The organism is Hallella mizrahii, from assembly GCF_009695775.1.
In the GTDB taxonomy this organism is placed as follows: domain Bacteria; phylum Bacteroidota; class Bacteroidia; order Bacteroidales; family Bacteroidaceae; genus Prevotella; species Prevotella mizrahii.
In genome coordinates, this window is sequence record NZ_VUNG01000011.1 from 14,671 (window position 1) to 31,442 (window position 16,772).

5 protein-coding genes are annotated in these 16,772 nt (G+C 55.7%); 3 read left to right on the forward strand and 2 right to left on the reverse strand.

The window, feature by feature from the left end; translation table 11 throughout:
• Positions 1-72: 72 nt before the first annotated feature.
• Both FYJ73_RS16200 and FYJ73_RS06045 read right to left on the reverse strand, forming a co-directional pair.
• Complete coding sequence (locus FYJ73_RS16200; RefSeq protein WP_154533814.1) at positions 73-2,160, reverse strand: rhamnogalacturonan lyase; 2,088 nt, start codon at positions 2,158-2,160, stop codon at positions 73-75.
• Positions 2,157-6,713: a rhamnogalacturonan lyase family protein gene (locus FYJ73_RS06045; protein WP_154533815.1), complete on the reverse strand. Its 4,557-nt coding sequence runs from the start codon at positions 6,711-6,713 to the stop codon at positions 2,157-2,159. The genes FYJ73_RS16200 and FYJ73_RS06045 overlap by 4 nt, the downstream gene beginning before the upstream one ends.
• A gap of 202 nt (positions 6,714-6,915) precedes the next feature.
• Between FYJ73_RS06045 and FYJ73_RS06050 the strand changes: the two genes are divergently transcribed.
• The 3 genes from FYJ73_RS06050 (at position 6,916) to FYJ73_RS06060 (ending at position 16,769) form a co-directional block, all read left to right on the forward strand.
• The gene (locus FYJ73_RS06050) at positions 6,916-11,181 is read left to right on the forward strand and encodes a hybrid sensor histidine kinase/response regulator transcription factor (protein ID WP_154533816.1); all 4,266 of its coding nucleotides are present in this window, start codon (positions 6,916-6,918) and stop codon (positions 11,179-11,181) included.
• Positions 11,182-11,491: 310 nt separating this feature from the next.
• Complete coding sequence (locus tag FYJ73_RS06055; protein ID WP_154533817.1) at positions 11,492-14,695, forward strand: SusC/RagA family TonB-linked outer membrane protein; 3,204 nt, start codon at positions 11,492-11,494, stop codon at positions 14,693-14,695.
• A 16-nt stretch (positions 14,696-14,711) separates the two neighbouring features.
• The gene (locus tag FYJ73_RS06060) at positions 14,712-16,769 is read left to right on the forward strand and encodes a RagB/SusD family nutrient uptake outer membrane protein (protein ID WP_154533818.1); all 2,058 of its coding nucleotides are present in this window, start codon (positions 14,712-14,714) and stop codon (positions 16,767-16,769) included.
• The last annotated feature ends 3 nt before the right edge of the window (positions 16,770-16,772 follow it).

A 16,772-nucleotide genomic window follows, 5' to 3' on the forward strand; every position in this document is an offset into this window, starting at 1 on the left:
ATAAATGTTGAATATTAAATGATGAATGATAAGTACTGAATGATGAGCGCTCCAATGCCCAACACTAAGCGTTCAATGCTTAGGGAAGGGCAGCAGGGTATGGGGCGGCTGGTTGTAGCCCACATTCTGCCAGGCGATGCCTAAGCGATAGAGCGGATCGTGCATGAGCGTGATGTGGCGGATCGTGGTAGGTACCTGCGACATATAGATGTAGATGACGCTGTTGTCGTCGCGGTCGCGGTAGATAACCTCCTCACGCCAGTCGCCGAAGAGATCAGCCTGCAGACATGGATTGTTCTTCGTCCAGTTGTTCGATGCCGGATTGCCATAACCTTGGAACGACACCGAGGGTCGTTGGAAAGAATAAGTACGGCGGGTGCCACGGCGGTACCGTCCTTCCTTCGACTCATCGTCATTGCTGCCCGAATCATTGGTAGGCCCGAAGATGCCGAGCGTGGTTCTGCCTTCGGGACTCCATTTCTGGATGTTGACACCGTCGAGGAGTTCGTCCTGCTCGTCACCGCCCCAAAAGATGCGGAAGTTGATGGAAGAGCGGGTCGTAGAGAATACCTTTCCCGTCACTGCCGAGCGCAGGCTGTTATCCCCGGCACTGGTGAACAGTGCGCCTGGGGCTTTGTCAGAGAGGTTAGCGGCCAGTCCGCGTCCATTGTCAATATTCGCTGGCCCGCCTTTGAAGAGAATCTCTCCTGTGGCGGCATCGTGCAGGTCCCAGGCGTATGGCCCTTTATTCTCATGCACGTCGAAGACCTGAAGTCCCTGCCGCTTCGGGTTCATGGCAAAGACATGCATGGCGTCGCCATGGCCGAAGCCGGTAGCATAGCGCACACGACCGTCGTCGTCGAGTGCTGCGGAGCCCCAGAGAAGCTCATCACGGCCGTCGCCGTCGACATCCGCCACGCTGAGGTTGTGGTTGCCATTGGCAAAGAGTGTGGCACTCCCTGACCCGCTGGTGGGTGGTGCCGCATCGTAGCGAGTAGTATGTCCTTGGGAATCAGTGACAGTGTATTGTTTGCCATCGCGCGAGGCGTGGAACCAGCGTGTCTTGAGACGGTGCCCGTCGAAGTCCACCGCCCATGCAAAAGCATAGGAGTAATAGCCACGGGTGAAGATGGCGGAGGGGTTGTGATCACGACCTTGCAGGAAAGCCACGGCAGCAAGATAGCGCTCACCGCGGTTGCCATAGCTGGCATTGTCCAAGATATGTCGGTCGTTGTCCCAGTCAAAGGTGCCGGATGCCTCCCCGCCAACGGTAGTGTCGCGATTAGGTTGATAGAACACGGTGTGGAGGGCGCGCCCCGAGAGTCCGTCGAAGACGGTGAGATATTCCTGTCCTCCCGCCACTCTGCCACGGTGGTTGCGCCAGTCACGCTGGTTGTCCACGGTAAGGATCGTGCTGTCCGTAGCGGCTTGGCTGACATAGCGTCCGGTGCCGTCGACTGAGCCGGGCGCTGTCTTGCACATCATCTCCGCACGTCCGTCGCCGTCGAAGTCGTAGACCATGAACTGTGTATAGTGTGCTCCCGCCCGGATGTTCGCACCGAGATTAATGCGCCATAGCCTTTTGACTTGTCCATCGCCCTGCAGTTTCATTTTATAGCAATCGAACATCACGGGGGCGGTCATACCATCCGTCGAGTTGTCGTGGGCATTGGTGGGCTCCCATTTCACGAAGAGTTCATACTGTCCGTCGCCGTCGACATCGCCCACCGAACAATCGTTGGGGGTATAGTCATAGCCGTCGCCTGCCGCAGGCTTGTCGAGTTGGAGTCGTAGCATCGGCAGTGTCCAAGGCATCACGACAGCCGAGGAGTCACGATGTCCGTCGCTATGGACAGCGACCACTTGCCAAAGGCTATGCGGTGTACCGCTGACCTGCATCGACGTGGCCCGCTGAGGTTGACGGGCATAGGGCTTGCCGTCGCGCAACAGCGTGAAGCGCAGGTCAGGCTCGTCACCGGCCAGCGAGCGCCAGGAGACAAAATAGCTGCCGGTCTTCTCGCCACGGGCTACGACGAGCCCACGGTCGAGACGCTCAAGTCCCTGACTGCCTTGTGGCAAGGATGTGCAAGCGCGACTATCAGCTCCTCCTCCCAGCCCAATGACAGCCGGGAAGAGGAGCAATGAAAGGGGATGGATCATTTCACAAGAACTTTCATTGCTGTGGCACCCACCTTAACGAGATAGAGTCCCGGTTCGACGTGGAGACCACGGATATCTTCATTGAGACGAGCCTTGGTCGTAGTGAGCACACCAACTCTTGCGCCATTGGTCTTGAAGACCTCGCAGTGGAAGACAGTATCAGCGGTGAGCTGGTTGATGCCTGTAGCGGCCACTACTTTCAGCAGTCCCTTCTGTTGGAAGAGCTCGGAAGTGTCCCAGGCAAAGCCATTGGGCAGTGTGGGCAACTGGAGTGTCACGCCGTCGGCAGTGGCATTGAGCATCGCAGCATCCCAAAGCGTAAAGGTGTCGCCGACCTTAGGCGTGTACTTGCTGCTGAGCGTGACAGCGACTGTAGAACCGTCGGCCAGCGAGAGCGTGCCATTGGTAGCCAGAGATGGATAGAACTTAGTAGAGTAGATGTTGAACAGCACCTTGGCTCCCTTATAGAGATAGCATCCGTTGGCTGTCTTCAGCGCACCGTACTGAATAGCGTTGGCAGCGTTGCCGGGCTGTAGCGTACCCCCATCGTTGACGAGGATCTTCTCCACGACACCCCGTCCGGCAAAACATCCGCCACCAGTGACGCTGACAGACTGCGATCCAAACCATCTGTTATCAGCAGTAACGGTCGTAGCACTGCTGTTGATGTTGAGCGTTCCACCCTGTACGTCGACCTGCTTGCCGAGTTTGTCCTGCTTCTTGCCGATGGTCATCATGCCGTTGCCGATCTTGATGAGTCCTCCTCCATTGATATATCCCTGGAAGGTGAAGTCTTTGTCGTTGCCGCCAACAGACCAGGTGCCCTTGCCGTCGAGTTCAGCCGAGCCGCTCAGGCTGCCGACAGCAACATTGCTGCCATTGTTGTTCAACGTTATCGTAGCATTGATCTCGGCATTCTTCAGACTACCCTGTACATAGAGCATCGGATCGTAAGAACCGGTCTTCTTACCGGCAATATTCAGCCGCCCCGTGAAGTCGCCCCAATAGCCTTTGAGATAAGCGCGTGTACTCCGTGAGTAGAGGTTGAGCGTTCCGCCGCCAGTAAGCTGACCCGTGTAGTTGCAACGCGAGTCGAGATACCACGATGCAGTGGCTCCCTTAGGCACTTTCACGTTCACGCTGTTTGAGGAATAGGAGTATATATTATCAGCATCGGAGAGTGTCGTACCATTGTTAAGCACGATATTCTTGGGGTATCCATGCACGTTGTCTTGTTCCTGGCTGTTGACCCATCCTGCCATGACGTTGAGTGTACCATAGTTGGCCGATGGAGCGAGGGTGAGCGTTCCCTTACCCGCCTTTGTCAGAACGTTGCCATTGCCGTTGATGCCGGCGTTCAGTGTGAGCGTCTTGCCTTCGTCCACGAGGATGGTTCCTCCCTTAGCGCCGAGCACAACGGGATGGTCGGTGGTGAGCGTAGTAAGTGTCTCAAGGGTACCGCCGTTAAGCGTCACCTTATTAGTATAGACGCCGAGTGCACCATTGTTGACGCCTGACTTCTGCCCGAGATTGTCGACAGCGAGTGTGCCATTCTCGATACTTACTGAACCCGTGAAGTCGTTGACATTGCGGAGCTTGGCCGTTGCTGTTCCCTTCTTGGTGATCGTGGTGTTGCCGGTGATGGCATCACCCGAGAGGTCGTATTCGAGCTTGCTGTTGTCGAAAGTGACAGATGCCGGGCTCACCTCGCCCTTGATGACCACCGTACTGGAAGCAGCATTGTCGTTGAAAGTCACATTATCACCGGAGACGAAGACATCGCTGGTCTTCTCGCTAGTGTTGGTGAAGTTCTCGGCGTCGGCAATGTCCCACATAGAGCTTTGTGCCCCACTCCACTCCACGCCAGCGGCCTGGCGCATACCGGCGATGGTGAGCACAAGATTGCCGTCGGTGACAGAGAGAGCAGCCTTGTGGCCATTCAGGCCGGTGACAGCCACCTTGGAGATGTCGCCGTCGACCTTCTGCACCTTTCCAAGCATATAGGAGCCAGCCTTCACGTTTCCGTCGATGAAGTGGAAGTTGAAACGTGGCACGAGGTACTCGGGACCTTGTGTCCAGTCTTTCTGTTCGATGCTCATCACCTTGTTGACAACGATCTGGTCGGCATTGCTACTGGCATCAATGTCGAAGTCAACAATGCTGCCAAAGCCGAGCTTAAGCGTGTCGGCGGTGATCGTGCCCACCTTATCCTGTCCGCCGGGACGGACAGCAGCGCCATAGTCTGCCTTGATAGCGGAGAACGTACCGCCGTCGCTGTGAAGGTTGGCGAAACGGTTGAGCCAGAGTCGGCTGCTCTTCAGTGTACCATCGAAGACGAGCGTACCAGCCCACACGTCGGTGTTGCCCGTATACTTCTCATCGACCTTAGGCAATACGAGGGTACCATCGCCCTGCTTGATGAGGCTCATAGCACCGGCGAAGGCACCGCCGGTAAGCGTATGGGTATAGGAAGTGGTAGTAATATTGTTGTTATCGTCGTGTCCCTGTACCCATGTCGGCGCGTTGTCGAAGAAGATATAGGGAGCCGCGCCGTCGCTGACGCTGACCGTCATGTCGTTGTTCTCGTCGAGAAGCACCTGCTTGTCGTTGAGTCCGGTGCCGATGGAACCACCATTGTTCACGACAGTACGTCCGTTGGTGGTCTCTGGTGGCGGAGCCATGGTGATGCCCTCCATCTTTCCGAGGAAGTAGCTCACGTGTGGCGGCTGGTTGTAGCCGTTCATCTGCCATACCATGGCGTTGCGGTACTGCTTGTCAGAGAGCAGCGTGCAATTGCGATACTCAGTAGGGTCTGTAGTAGTGTAGATGCGTATCTTGTTGTCGGGCGTACGTGCCACGACTTCCTCACGCCAGTCGCCAAAGATGTCGCCCTGAAAGCAGGGTGTGGCCTTGGTGTCGTTGTTGCTCAGCGAACCGTCGAGGGTCTTGATGTCGCCGGCACCATATTTATGGATGCGGAAGGTGGAGTTGCGAGTCTGTGTGCCGTTGAGTGTCTCTTCCAGGAGGTCGCCGTCCCAGTAGATGCGGAAGTTCAGGTCGAAGTCTTTGCTCGTGTTGTCGGTATGTTTAGCAGTGACAGCACTGATCGGCGTGTCGTGCCCCGACGCCCCAATGGCACCTGGCACGTCATCTGTGAAGTTGCCCATCATCGAGCGGCCGTCGTCGCCGCCGCCCGCGAGCCTATAATAGATCTTGCTGGTGGTAGCGTCGCGATAGTTATTGGCGGGCGCGTCCTCGTTGCAGGCAAAGATTTCCTGTCCGTGGCGGTAAGGATCAAAGTCACCGACATGCTGCGCGTCGCCGTGTCCGAGACCGGTGGTACTGAGTCCCTTACCATTATCGTCGATGACCATGGAGCCAAAGCAGATCTCGTCGCGTCCGTCCCAGTCGACATCAGCAATGGTATAGTTGTGATAGCCTTGTCCGTACCAGGGGCTTCCCGGCGTGTTGCAGGTCCAGCGCCAGCGCGTGGAGAGGTGGTGTGTTGCTGGATCCACATCGAGGGCTATCATCTTGTGACGGGTGTAGATACCACGTGCGAGGAAGATACTGGGCTTATGACCGTCGAGATAAGGGGCGCCAAAGAAGTTCTTCGAACTGCGGTGACCATAGCCGTCGCCCCAAGCCTTTTTTAGATCCGTCTCGCCGTCCTCTAATCGCTTGAGAGGATAGCTCATATAATTGGGGTGTTCAGAGGGACCTATCTGATAGGGCTCACCGGTTTGCCCATTGAGATAAAGGAGATATTCAGCACCCGAATGTACGAAAAACTCAGACATGGAACCGTTCTGGCAGTCGGCGCGATAGTTCTTCGACTTGTCGCCGACAACGATGGTCTTGCCCGTAGCGGTGTGAAGGATGGTACCATCGGCGGCTCGCATGATGCACTCTGCCTTGCCGTCACCGTCCCAGTCATAGGCAGCGATATTGGTCTCGTTGTGCTGAAAGTCGCAGAGGTTGGGGCCGCAGTCGATCCACCAGAGCAGATCGCCGTTGAGCTTAAACACCTCGATGCGATCGAAGTCGGGACCATCGGGTTTGTTCTTGGGGTCGTCGGTGGTGCAGAGCTCCTTGACGATGAGTTCCATCTCGCCGTCACCGTCTACATCCGCAATGGTGGCGTCGTTGGGCTGATAGACATCGGTGACATCAGTCTTTCCGTCGTTGGAGAGACGTTTGGGCTTGGCGATCTCGAGATAGTCATGCGCCAACACAGCGGCAGGCTTAGAACCGGCGGTCTGCTCCACTCCTTTTATAATAGGGCGCACGGTATAGGTGCTACTGGTAGTACCAGCCGGATCGGTATAATTAGATACGGTGAGAGGTGCGTCGTTGACCTTCACACCATCACGGTAGAGGTTATAAGTGACAGCGTAGTATTCCTCCGCATTGATGCGCCAAGAACAGAAGACGCCACCCGACGTCTTCACGGCGACAAGACCTCGATCGAGTCTGTCGGTCACACGCTGTGCATGGGTGCCAGCAGTCAGGAACATGGCCAGCAAGCCCACCAGGATGTATTTCTTTCTCATTGGATGATGTATTTAGATTTCTTTTGCTATTAGATATTGATTCTTATTCTTCGACAGGGCAAAAATACGCAGAATCATCCGTCCAGGCATGGTATAAGCGTACATTAATTGGTAATATTGTACGTTCGTTTCAGAAATCTTTCGTAACTTTGCAATACTAAAACAAAACCACACTAACATCTTGCACACCTATTATATATATATGCGGGCATTATTGCTCGTCGCCGTACTCTGTCTTCCGGGCCGCCTTTTTAGCGAGCGTGTGCCCGCTCAGTTAAAGATGATCCATATCACCTCGTCACAGGGATTGCCGGGCAACACCATCCGCGCCATTGAGCAGGACGATGACGGTTTTCTGTGGATGGCGGGTACTAACGGACTGGCCCGCTTCGACGGCTATCGCTTCGTACCCTTCAACGATTTCGGACCGCAAGGACAAAACGCATTGCCGCAGCACATCGGCAAGCTCTATCTCGACCGACGTCACCACACGCTATGGCTGGGCACGTCGACGTATACCCACGCCTGTCTTGATCTGAACAGCGGACACTTCGTCGACTTCACCGGCCGTCACGACACGGAGCGCCCTTACCGCAAAGCTCTTGCCGTGGCAGACGGTGTGTGGCTGAGCAGCAACACACTGGGACTGCGCCACGTCATCCAGCAGAGCAGCCGCTTCCACATCGTTGATTACACCACCAAGAACCATCGGCTCCTGAGCGACCGTGTGCTCACCATTGAGGAAGACACACAACACAACATCTGGGCGGCCACCGACCGGGGACTCGCACGCATCGACAGCCACGGCCGCGCACGCATCCTGCTGCCACACGTCAACTTCTTAGGCTGCTATGCCAACGGCAACCGCGTACTCGCTTTCAGCAAAATCAACCAAACCGCTTATGTCTTCGACCTTGGCGGACGTCTGCTCTGCCGCACCACCTTGCCGCAAAACATCGGACACATCGGAGCCATCAAGGGCTGTGTGCACTGGCAGGGACAATGGCTGCTCTGCGCTGGCGAGGCCTCTCTGCTGCTGCAACCCAAGCGAATACACAACCATGTCACATGGGTCTGGAGCCGGCCGCAAGCGCTGCAGATACCTAAAGGGGCCGTACAAAGCACCGTCGACAACTTGCAGTTCGTCGCCAACCAAAGCGGCAGCCTGTGGATATTTTCCCCGAAGGGACCCGTAAGAAAACTGGATCTCATACCCGGACTGAAAGCCAACAAGGAGCGCAACACCATCTTCACCGTCGTCAAGGGACACGACGGTAAATACTATATTGGCTCCTACGGCGGTGGACTCTTCGTCTATAACTATGCCACAGGTTACCTCGACCACTTCACCGCCGGTGACCGCAACGCTATTATCCCCTCAAACTATATCATCAACGTGGCCACTGACCGCACGGGATCCATCTGGGTGAGCATGGAAAATGCCGGTGTGGTCTGTCTCACACCCTCGGACAACAGTGCCGCCTTTGATCTCATCGACGCACAACGGCAGGGCGACTGGACCAACTTCGTGCGCTATCTCTATCTCAGCCCGCAAGGACAACTGATGGTGATGGCGAAGGACAACCAGCTCTACTCCTACGACATGACGCAGCACGCTTTTGCTTACAAGGGAGCCGTCACGGCTACGATCCTCAACAGCCTCACCGACAGCCAGCACCATACTTGGTTGGCCACACGCGGCAATGGCGTCTGGCGCGACGGACAGCAGATGACGCTCTATGTCCGGGGCAAGCGCGTAGAGATCAACGACTTCTATTCGCTGGCCCAAGACCATCGCGGCCGCATTTGGATCGGCAGTTGGGGACAGGGACTCTTCCTGGTGAAAGCCATCCGGGGCAACCGCCTCGATGTCGACAACATCATCAGCAACCAATACAACGAAAGCCGCATCCACGACATCACCATCACGACGGCAGGACTGATGGTGGTAGCTACCTTCAACGGCATCTACGCTGCAAACATCAACCACCGCCACATACAACAGAAGGATTTCCACTGGTACAGCGTGCTCAACAGCCGCTTCCCCACTGACGAGATTACCTGCGTGCGCGCTACCACGCCCACCACCATTTGGGCGGGCACGGTGGGCGGTCTCATCCGCTGCGACTTCTCCAAAGGACTGGACCGGATGACCTACCATGTACTCTCTGAGCGCAATGGCTTATCGAACAACAACATCAAATCACTCATCACCGACCGCTATGGCTATCTGTGGGCTGGTACCGACAACGGACTCTCACGTATAGATCCACGCGACAACTACATCCGGCGCTACCAGCTCACCAACGACGTACTGGGCAACGCCTTCGCCGAGAACTGTGCGCTGCGCCTGGCCGACGGACGCATCGTCTTCGGCACCGGCAACGGCATGGTCACCATCAACCCCGCACGTGAGCGCCAGCACCATCGCGTTGCTGCACCCCGCGTGATGGTCACCGACCTGCTCGTCAACGGCATCTCTGTCTACGAGGCACTCGACACCACCGTGCTCAGTCAGCCACTGCAAAGCACCGACAAAATCACACTCAGCCACAACCAAAACTCGCTTACCATCCACTTTTCCTCCTTCGCCTACAGCAATATCCAGGCACAACTCTACCAATATTATATGGAAGGCGTCGACCACCAGTGGCGACCGGTGACAGCCATTCCACGCGCTGAATACTCCAATCTCGCACCAGGAACATACGTCTTCCACGTGCGCACCGTAACGCAGAATGCCGTAGGCGCAGAACGCACTCTCACCATCCACATCAGTGAACCATGGTACAACACCTGGTGGGCATGGACGTTCTACCTCGCGCTGTTTGCCGCCGTCATCCTCTATGTATACCGCAACGGACGCGAAAGACTGAGGCTCCACCAGCAAATGAAAATGGAAAAACAACTCACCGAGATGCGCACCTCGTTCTTCACACACGTCACCCATGAGTTCCGTACACCGCTGGCCGTACTTTCCTACGCCGTGGAGAACATCGCAAAACCCGAGAGACCCTCACGCAAGGACATCCAGACTGCACAACGCGGCATACACCGACTCATGCGCCTCGTCAACCAGTTTCTCGAGTTCCGACGACTTAGCACCGGCAACATACGACTGCAAGTGGAGTGCCATGACATCATCGCCTTCCTTCGCGACATATATCAGGATCTATGGGGCATGGCAACGCAAAAGCACCTGAACTATAATTTCTCGGCGTTTGCCAAGTCGTTCACCATAGCCTTTGACCCGCAGGCTGTAGAGACCATCGTCTACAACCTGCTCTCCAACGCCGTGAAATACACGCCCGAGAAGGGAGAGGTGACGATCTCCGTCCGACAGGACAACGACGCACATCTGCTCGTTATCACCGTGGAAGACGACGGACCGGGGCTCAGTACCGACCAGCAGCAGCGCGTCTTCCATCCCTACATGAGCGGCTATATCTCGCACAACGGCATGGGCATCGGACTCTACACGGCCTACAACATGGCCAAAGTCCACCACGGCACGCTCATCTACCAGCGTGTCGACACCAAAGGGGGCTCACGATTCATCTTCTCCATCCCCGACAACAACGATAGCTACAGTCCGGAAGAGTATCAAACAGTGACTACGCACGACGACAGCCAGGAACACAGACAAAGCCTGCAAATCATTCAGGACATGGCTCCCAATGCTCTCAACCACCAACTCGTGGCCATCATCGAGGACGCACCCGACATGCAGGAACAGATCAAGACTGAGGTAGGCAAATATTTTCGCACTGTGACATACAGCAACGGAGAGGATGCCGTGCGCGACATCGCCTTGCAACATCCCGACCTGCTGCTTTGCGACATCATGCTGCCCGGCATCAACGGCTACGACACCATCAGTGCCATCCGAAAACAAAAGGGTATGGACGACCTCCCCGTCATCATGCTCACCGCCCTCGACGACGAGGAGCATCAGATCAAAGGCTATCAGGCAGGAGCCGACGACTATATGGTCAAGCCATGCAACTACCGACTGCTCATCGCCCGTGCTATGCAGCTCATCAAGTGGAGGCAGCAGCGAAACAAGCAACAGCCCTCAAAGGAACACAAGACAACGGCGTCGCCCTCTGTCACCCTGTCACCGGTCGACGAGGTGATTCTCACCAGTCCTGCCGACAAGCGTTTCCGCGAACAGGTCGAAGTGCTTGTGGGGCAGCATCTCACCGATCAGAACTTCTCCATCGACCAGCTCGCTGCCATGCTCACCATGGGCCGTACAAAATTCTATGGCAAGATGAAGGAACTCTACGGCATGTCGCCCAACAAATATCTGATGAAACGTCGTATGGACAAGGCTGCCGAGCTACTGCTCGAGGGCAAGTACACGGTTTCGGAAGTCAGCTACCGTGTGGGTATCCCCGACTCGTCGTACTTCAACAAATGCTTCAAGGCGGCCTTCGGCACGGTACCAAGCAAATACAGGGGATAGCAATGTGAGATGCCACTCTTTTCCCCATCCCTCCTCTCTTACCGTATCGCCCCTCTCAACAGCCTCACCCCAAGTCCCTCTCCCAAGAGAAAGGAGCTTGGGGTGAGGTTGTTTTTCTTCCTTTTCTATAGGACAATCGTACGCAATTGCCGAGTTTCGTACAATTTCACCAAGCACAAAAGACAATATTACTTTAATTTTGCATCGGTTCACAAAAACCAACAGACTAAAGACATGAATGCCTACAGCTAAAATGCCTACCACTCATCAAGATATTAACACCTACATCAATTATAAACGCCTAAAGCAAATGAACCCATCCAACACGATTCAAGGCAAGAAAGCCTTGCGCACAGCATTCGTGGCAGCAGCACTGACGCTCACGCCTCCCTTCGCTGCCCCGCAAGCTACATGGGCCGAAAGCCTGCAACAAACCCAACAGGTCATCCGCGGCAACGTGGTTGACGAGAACGGTGAGGCTGTCATCGGTGCCACCATCGTCGTCGTGGGAGGCAGTGCCGCACAGGGCACTGTCACCGATTTCGACGGCAACTTCTCCATTAAAGCTAAGCCTGGCTCTAAGCTGAAGATCTCGTATATAGGATACATCACCAAGACCGTGACGGCCAGCACCAACATGCACGTCACGCTCAAGGAGGAAGCCACCAGCCTGCAAGGCGTAGAGGTTGTCGCCTACGGTGTGCAGAAAAAAGTCACCGTCACCGGTGCCCTCTCTTCAGTGAAGGGCGAAGACCTCGTACGCACACCAGTAAGCTCGGTCAACAATGTGCTCGCCGGTCAACTCTCTGGTGTGACCACCGTGCAGTATTCCGGTGAGCCGGGTAGTGACGCCGCCACCATCTTTGTACGCGGCAAGGGCACATGGGTCGATACCAACCCGCTGGTACAGATCGATGGCGTCGACGGATCACTCGACAACATCGACCCCAACGAGATTGAGAGTATCACCGTGCTCAAGGATGCTTCCGCCACCGCCGTCTTCGGTGTACGCGGCGCCAACGGCGTGATCCTCATCACCACCAAGCGTGGACAGGAAGGCAAAGCACGCATCGCCGCCTCAACCAACTTCTCCATCCTCGTGCCCAACCGCCTCATCAAGCAGGCCAGCAGCTACGACTACGCGATGTTCTACAACCAGATGGACGAGAACGACGGCTCGGGCCACCGCTTCTCCGATGCTGTCATCCAGAAGTTCCGCGACGGCAGTGATCCCATCCGCTTCCCCAACACGCAGTGGACCGACTACGTGATGAAGAAGTCGACCATGCAGACACAGTCCAACCTCAGCATCTCCGGCGGCACGAAGAAGGTGAAGTACTTCATCAGCGCCAGCATGTACACCACAGGAGGACTCTTCAAGCAATTCGACCAGGACTATGTCAACGATTTCCGCTATCACCGCTTCAACTATCGCGCCAACATCGACATCAACGTCACCAACACCACCACGTTAAGCGCTAACCTCAACGGCATCGTCGACGAAGCCAAAAAGCCATACAACGGCCAGGGATCCGCGGGTATCATTAAATATATGTATTACTCCACGCCGTTCTCCAGTCCCGGTATCATCGACGGACGCTACATCATCAACTCAGCCAGCACCAAGGACAACCTTGACGGCAACGTGCTGCCCTTCGTCGGTGGTGACCCCTTGGGCAACTATTACAACAAGGGATTCATGAACACCAACCGAAACAATCTCTCCATGGATCTCCAGATCAAGCAGGATCTCGGCATGATCACCAAAGGACTCTCCTGGCACGCCAAGGGCTCATACCACACCGATTATTATGTCTACAAGAACGGTAGCGCGACCGTAGCTACCTATAATCCTATTTGGAAAGGCCTCGACGACAACGGACAGAACATTTTCGGCTACCGCAAGAACGGCGACACTACAGAGCCAGCATACAACGAGAGCCGTAGCAAGGCAAGACAATGGTATTTTGAAACCGCCTTCAACTATAACCGTTCCTTCGGACTCAATACGATCACCGCCCTGGCCCTCTACAACCAAAGCCAGCAATACTATCCCAGCACCTACAGCGACATCCGCCACGGACTGCTCGGCTTCGTGGGCCGTGTAACCTATGACTGGAACAACCGCTACATGGCAGAGTTCAACGTGGGCTACAACGGTTCAGAGAACTTCGCGCCCAACAAGCGTTTCGGTTTCTTCCCCGCCGGCTCTCTCGGCTGGGTAGCCAGCGATGAGTCTTTCTTCAAGCCCATCAAGAAGGTGGTCAGCTTCCTCAAGCTGCGTGCCTCCTGGGGTCTCGTCGGTAACGACCGCATCGGTGGTACACGATTCATGTATCTGCCCGACGCCTACAACGTCAACCAAGGTGCGCTCTTCAACCGTACCGGCAAAGACGGCGGTTCTTATGGCTACAACTTCGGTGTGGAGAACGGAACGACAAAGCAAGGAGCTATCGAGGCACAGAAAAACAATCCCGACGTCACGTGGGAGAAAGCCTTCAAGCAGGACTACGGCTTCGACATCCGCTTCCTCCGCGACAAACTGGAGACCAGCTTCGACTACTATCGTGAGCACCGTACCGACATCCTGCTCATCGACCAGACCGCGCCGACCACGCTCGGCTTCTCGCTGCCTGCCGCCAACCTCGGTGAGGCAAAGTCGTGGGGATATGAGATCACTGTGACTTGGAACGACAAGATCGGCAAAGATTTCCGCTACTGGGTCAAGGGAAACCTTTCCTACAACCAAAACAAGGTGGTGGAGAGAAAGGAAGCTCCGCAGACCAACGAATATCAATATCAGAAAAACCACCGCATCGGCGCAAGAAGCCAGTATAAGTTCTGGAAATACTACTACAAGGGCTGTGAGCAAGACTATATGAAGGAGTTCGGCGTCAAGTCGTTCCCTACGCAGATGGTTGCCAACCTCAAGCCCGGTGACGCTGTATACGTAGACCTCGACGGCAACGGCAAAATCGACGGCGACGACGCCAGCTACAACTACGGCTTCACCGACGACCCGCAGTATATCGCCGGCCTGAACCTCGGCATGCAGTGGAAGAACTTCTCCTTCTCTGCCCAGCTCACCGGCGCGTGGAACGTCAGCCGTATGCTCAGCGACATCTTCCGCCAGCCGTTCTTCAGCTCCAACTCCACCACAGAGGGCGGTCTGCTCCAGTTTCAGGTCGAAAACACATGGAATCCCAACAACCCCTCGCAGAGTGCTGAGTACCCAAGAGCCACCTGGACCAACGCCGCACAGAACTACGCCACCAGCACGCTCTACGAGAAAGATGCCAAATACCTCAGGCTGAAGACCATTCAAGTGGCCTATGACTTCCACTTCCCACTGATGAAGACCCTCGGCCTCAACCAGTTGCAACTGGCTCTGAGCGCCTACAACCTCTTCACCATCACTCCGTATAAGTGGGGCGACCCAGAGACTCGCGCCAGCAATGCGCCCTCCTACCCGCTCAACCGCACCTATACTGCAAGCCTGAAAGTAGCATTCTAAAAATAAAAACACTATCATGAAACCACATATACAACTCTTCGCCGGAATCGCACTCGCTGCCCTCACCACGATCGCCACCACATCGTGCACCGACGAAATCAAACTCGGCAGCAACGCGCTGGAGAAACCGTCGGGCTCCACGGTGACCAAGGATACGGTGTTCAACAGCCCGATCTACACCGAGCAGTTTCTCAACTCCATCTATGCCCTGCAATACTACGGACTGCCCTATAACGCCAACTGCGGCACATCGGCCAGTCCCTGGAGCGGCAAGTTCGACCAGCTCACGGACTGCTGGGTGATGCACTGGGACAACAACACCATCTACAAGGCCTACTACTCCGGTACACTCGATGCCAACCAGGATCCTTTGCTGTCCTACAAGAACGACAACGTGTGGAAAGCCGTGCGCGCTGCCTGGCTGCTCATCGAGAACGTCAACGACGTGCCCGGACTCTCTGAGGAGAAAAAGCAGAGTTTCATCGCCCAGGCCCGCTGCCTCATCGCCGCGCGCTACTTCGATCTCTTCGCTGTCTACGGCGGACTGCCCATCATCGACCACTCCTACTCGGGCACGGAAGGCGCTTACGACATGCCGCGCGCTACCCTCGACTCCACCGTCACCTTCATGGTCGACCAGCTCGACGAGGCCATCAACTCCGGTGCACTGCCCTGGGCCTACAACGGCAACACCACCGAGACCGATGCCACGAACAATACCGGACGATGGACCAAGGCCGGAGCCATGGCTTTGAAAGCCAAGATTCTCACCTTTGCCGCTTCTCCTATTTATAATGCTGCACAAGGCTACTACGGCGGAAGCTCCGAAGCTGAGCAGAAGCACATGGTATGGTACGGCGACTTCAAGCAGGAGCGTTGGGAGAAAGCTCTCAAGGCCTGCCAGGACTTCTTCGATGCGCTCAACGCCAACGGATGGTATGAGCTGACACAGGCTGAGTCCAAGACTCCCGACGGCTACCGTCAGGCCTATCGCATGGGCTACGCCTATCAGGGCAGCAAGGAGATCCTCCACTCTACCCGCGTGGGTGGCATCGATGCCTTCAAGGCCGGTACCTACACTTGGCACCAGTGGCTCGACAACCCGGCCCGACAAAACTGTCTGCCTACGGAAGAATATGTAGAGATGTTCCCCTGGGCCGACGGCACGCCCTTCGACTGGAAGAGCGACAGCATCAAAGGCAAGGTAGAAGGCGCCAAGGGACAGCTCTTCTATAAATATGAGAAGGTGCGTGGCGGCTTTAAGAAAACGGCCAGCCGTGACCCGCGCCTCTACGAGGAGTGCATCGTCAACGGACAGATGACCTCTCTCGACTGGACCACCGGCAAGTCCAACGGCGATGTCTACGAACTATGGGTCGGCGGTGCCGATGCCGGAAACTTCGTTGCCCGCTACGACGAGACAAGCAAGAAGATCGTCAAGACCGAAGCACTTTCCAAACGCTATGCTACCGGCTATGACCAGAACAAATACTACATGAACCAAGACTACCTGCGCAAATTCACGCAGTGGGTCTACCTCAGCCTCGACGAGATGTATCTGATGTATGCCGAGTGCCTCGCACAGTGCGACCGCCTCGACGATGCTCTCAAACAAGTCGACATCGTTCGTGCACGTGTAGGACTGAAAGGTCTGGCACTGAAGAATCCCAGCCTCGACCTGCACAACAACAAGCAAAACCTCATCAACGAGATACTGCGTGAGCGTGCCTGTGAGCTCGGACTGAGCAACAACCACTACTACGACATGATCCGCTACAAGCGTGGGGACTGGATGACCAAGAAGCTCCACGGACTCATCACTTATCGCATGGAACAGGGACCCACCGGTGGCTACATCCGTCAGTACATCCCCTGGAGAGGAGCCAACAAAGACGGTGGCGCCAAGGAGCCCACACGCTTTGAATACGAGAAGTTCACCATCCAGAACCGCCAGCACTATCTCTGGGACAAAGACCCGCAGTCGCAGGAAGTCGCCAAATGGTATCTGTGGCCCTTCCCGAAAACCGAAATCAACAAGCACTACGGCCTCGTGCAGAACCCCGGCTGGGAATGATGC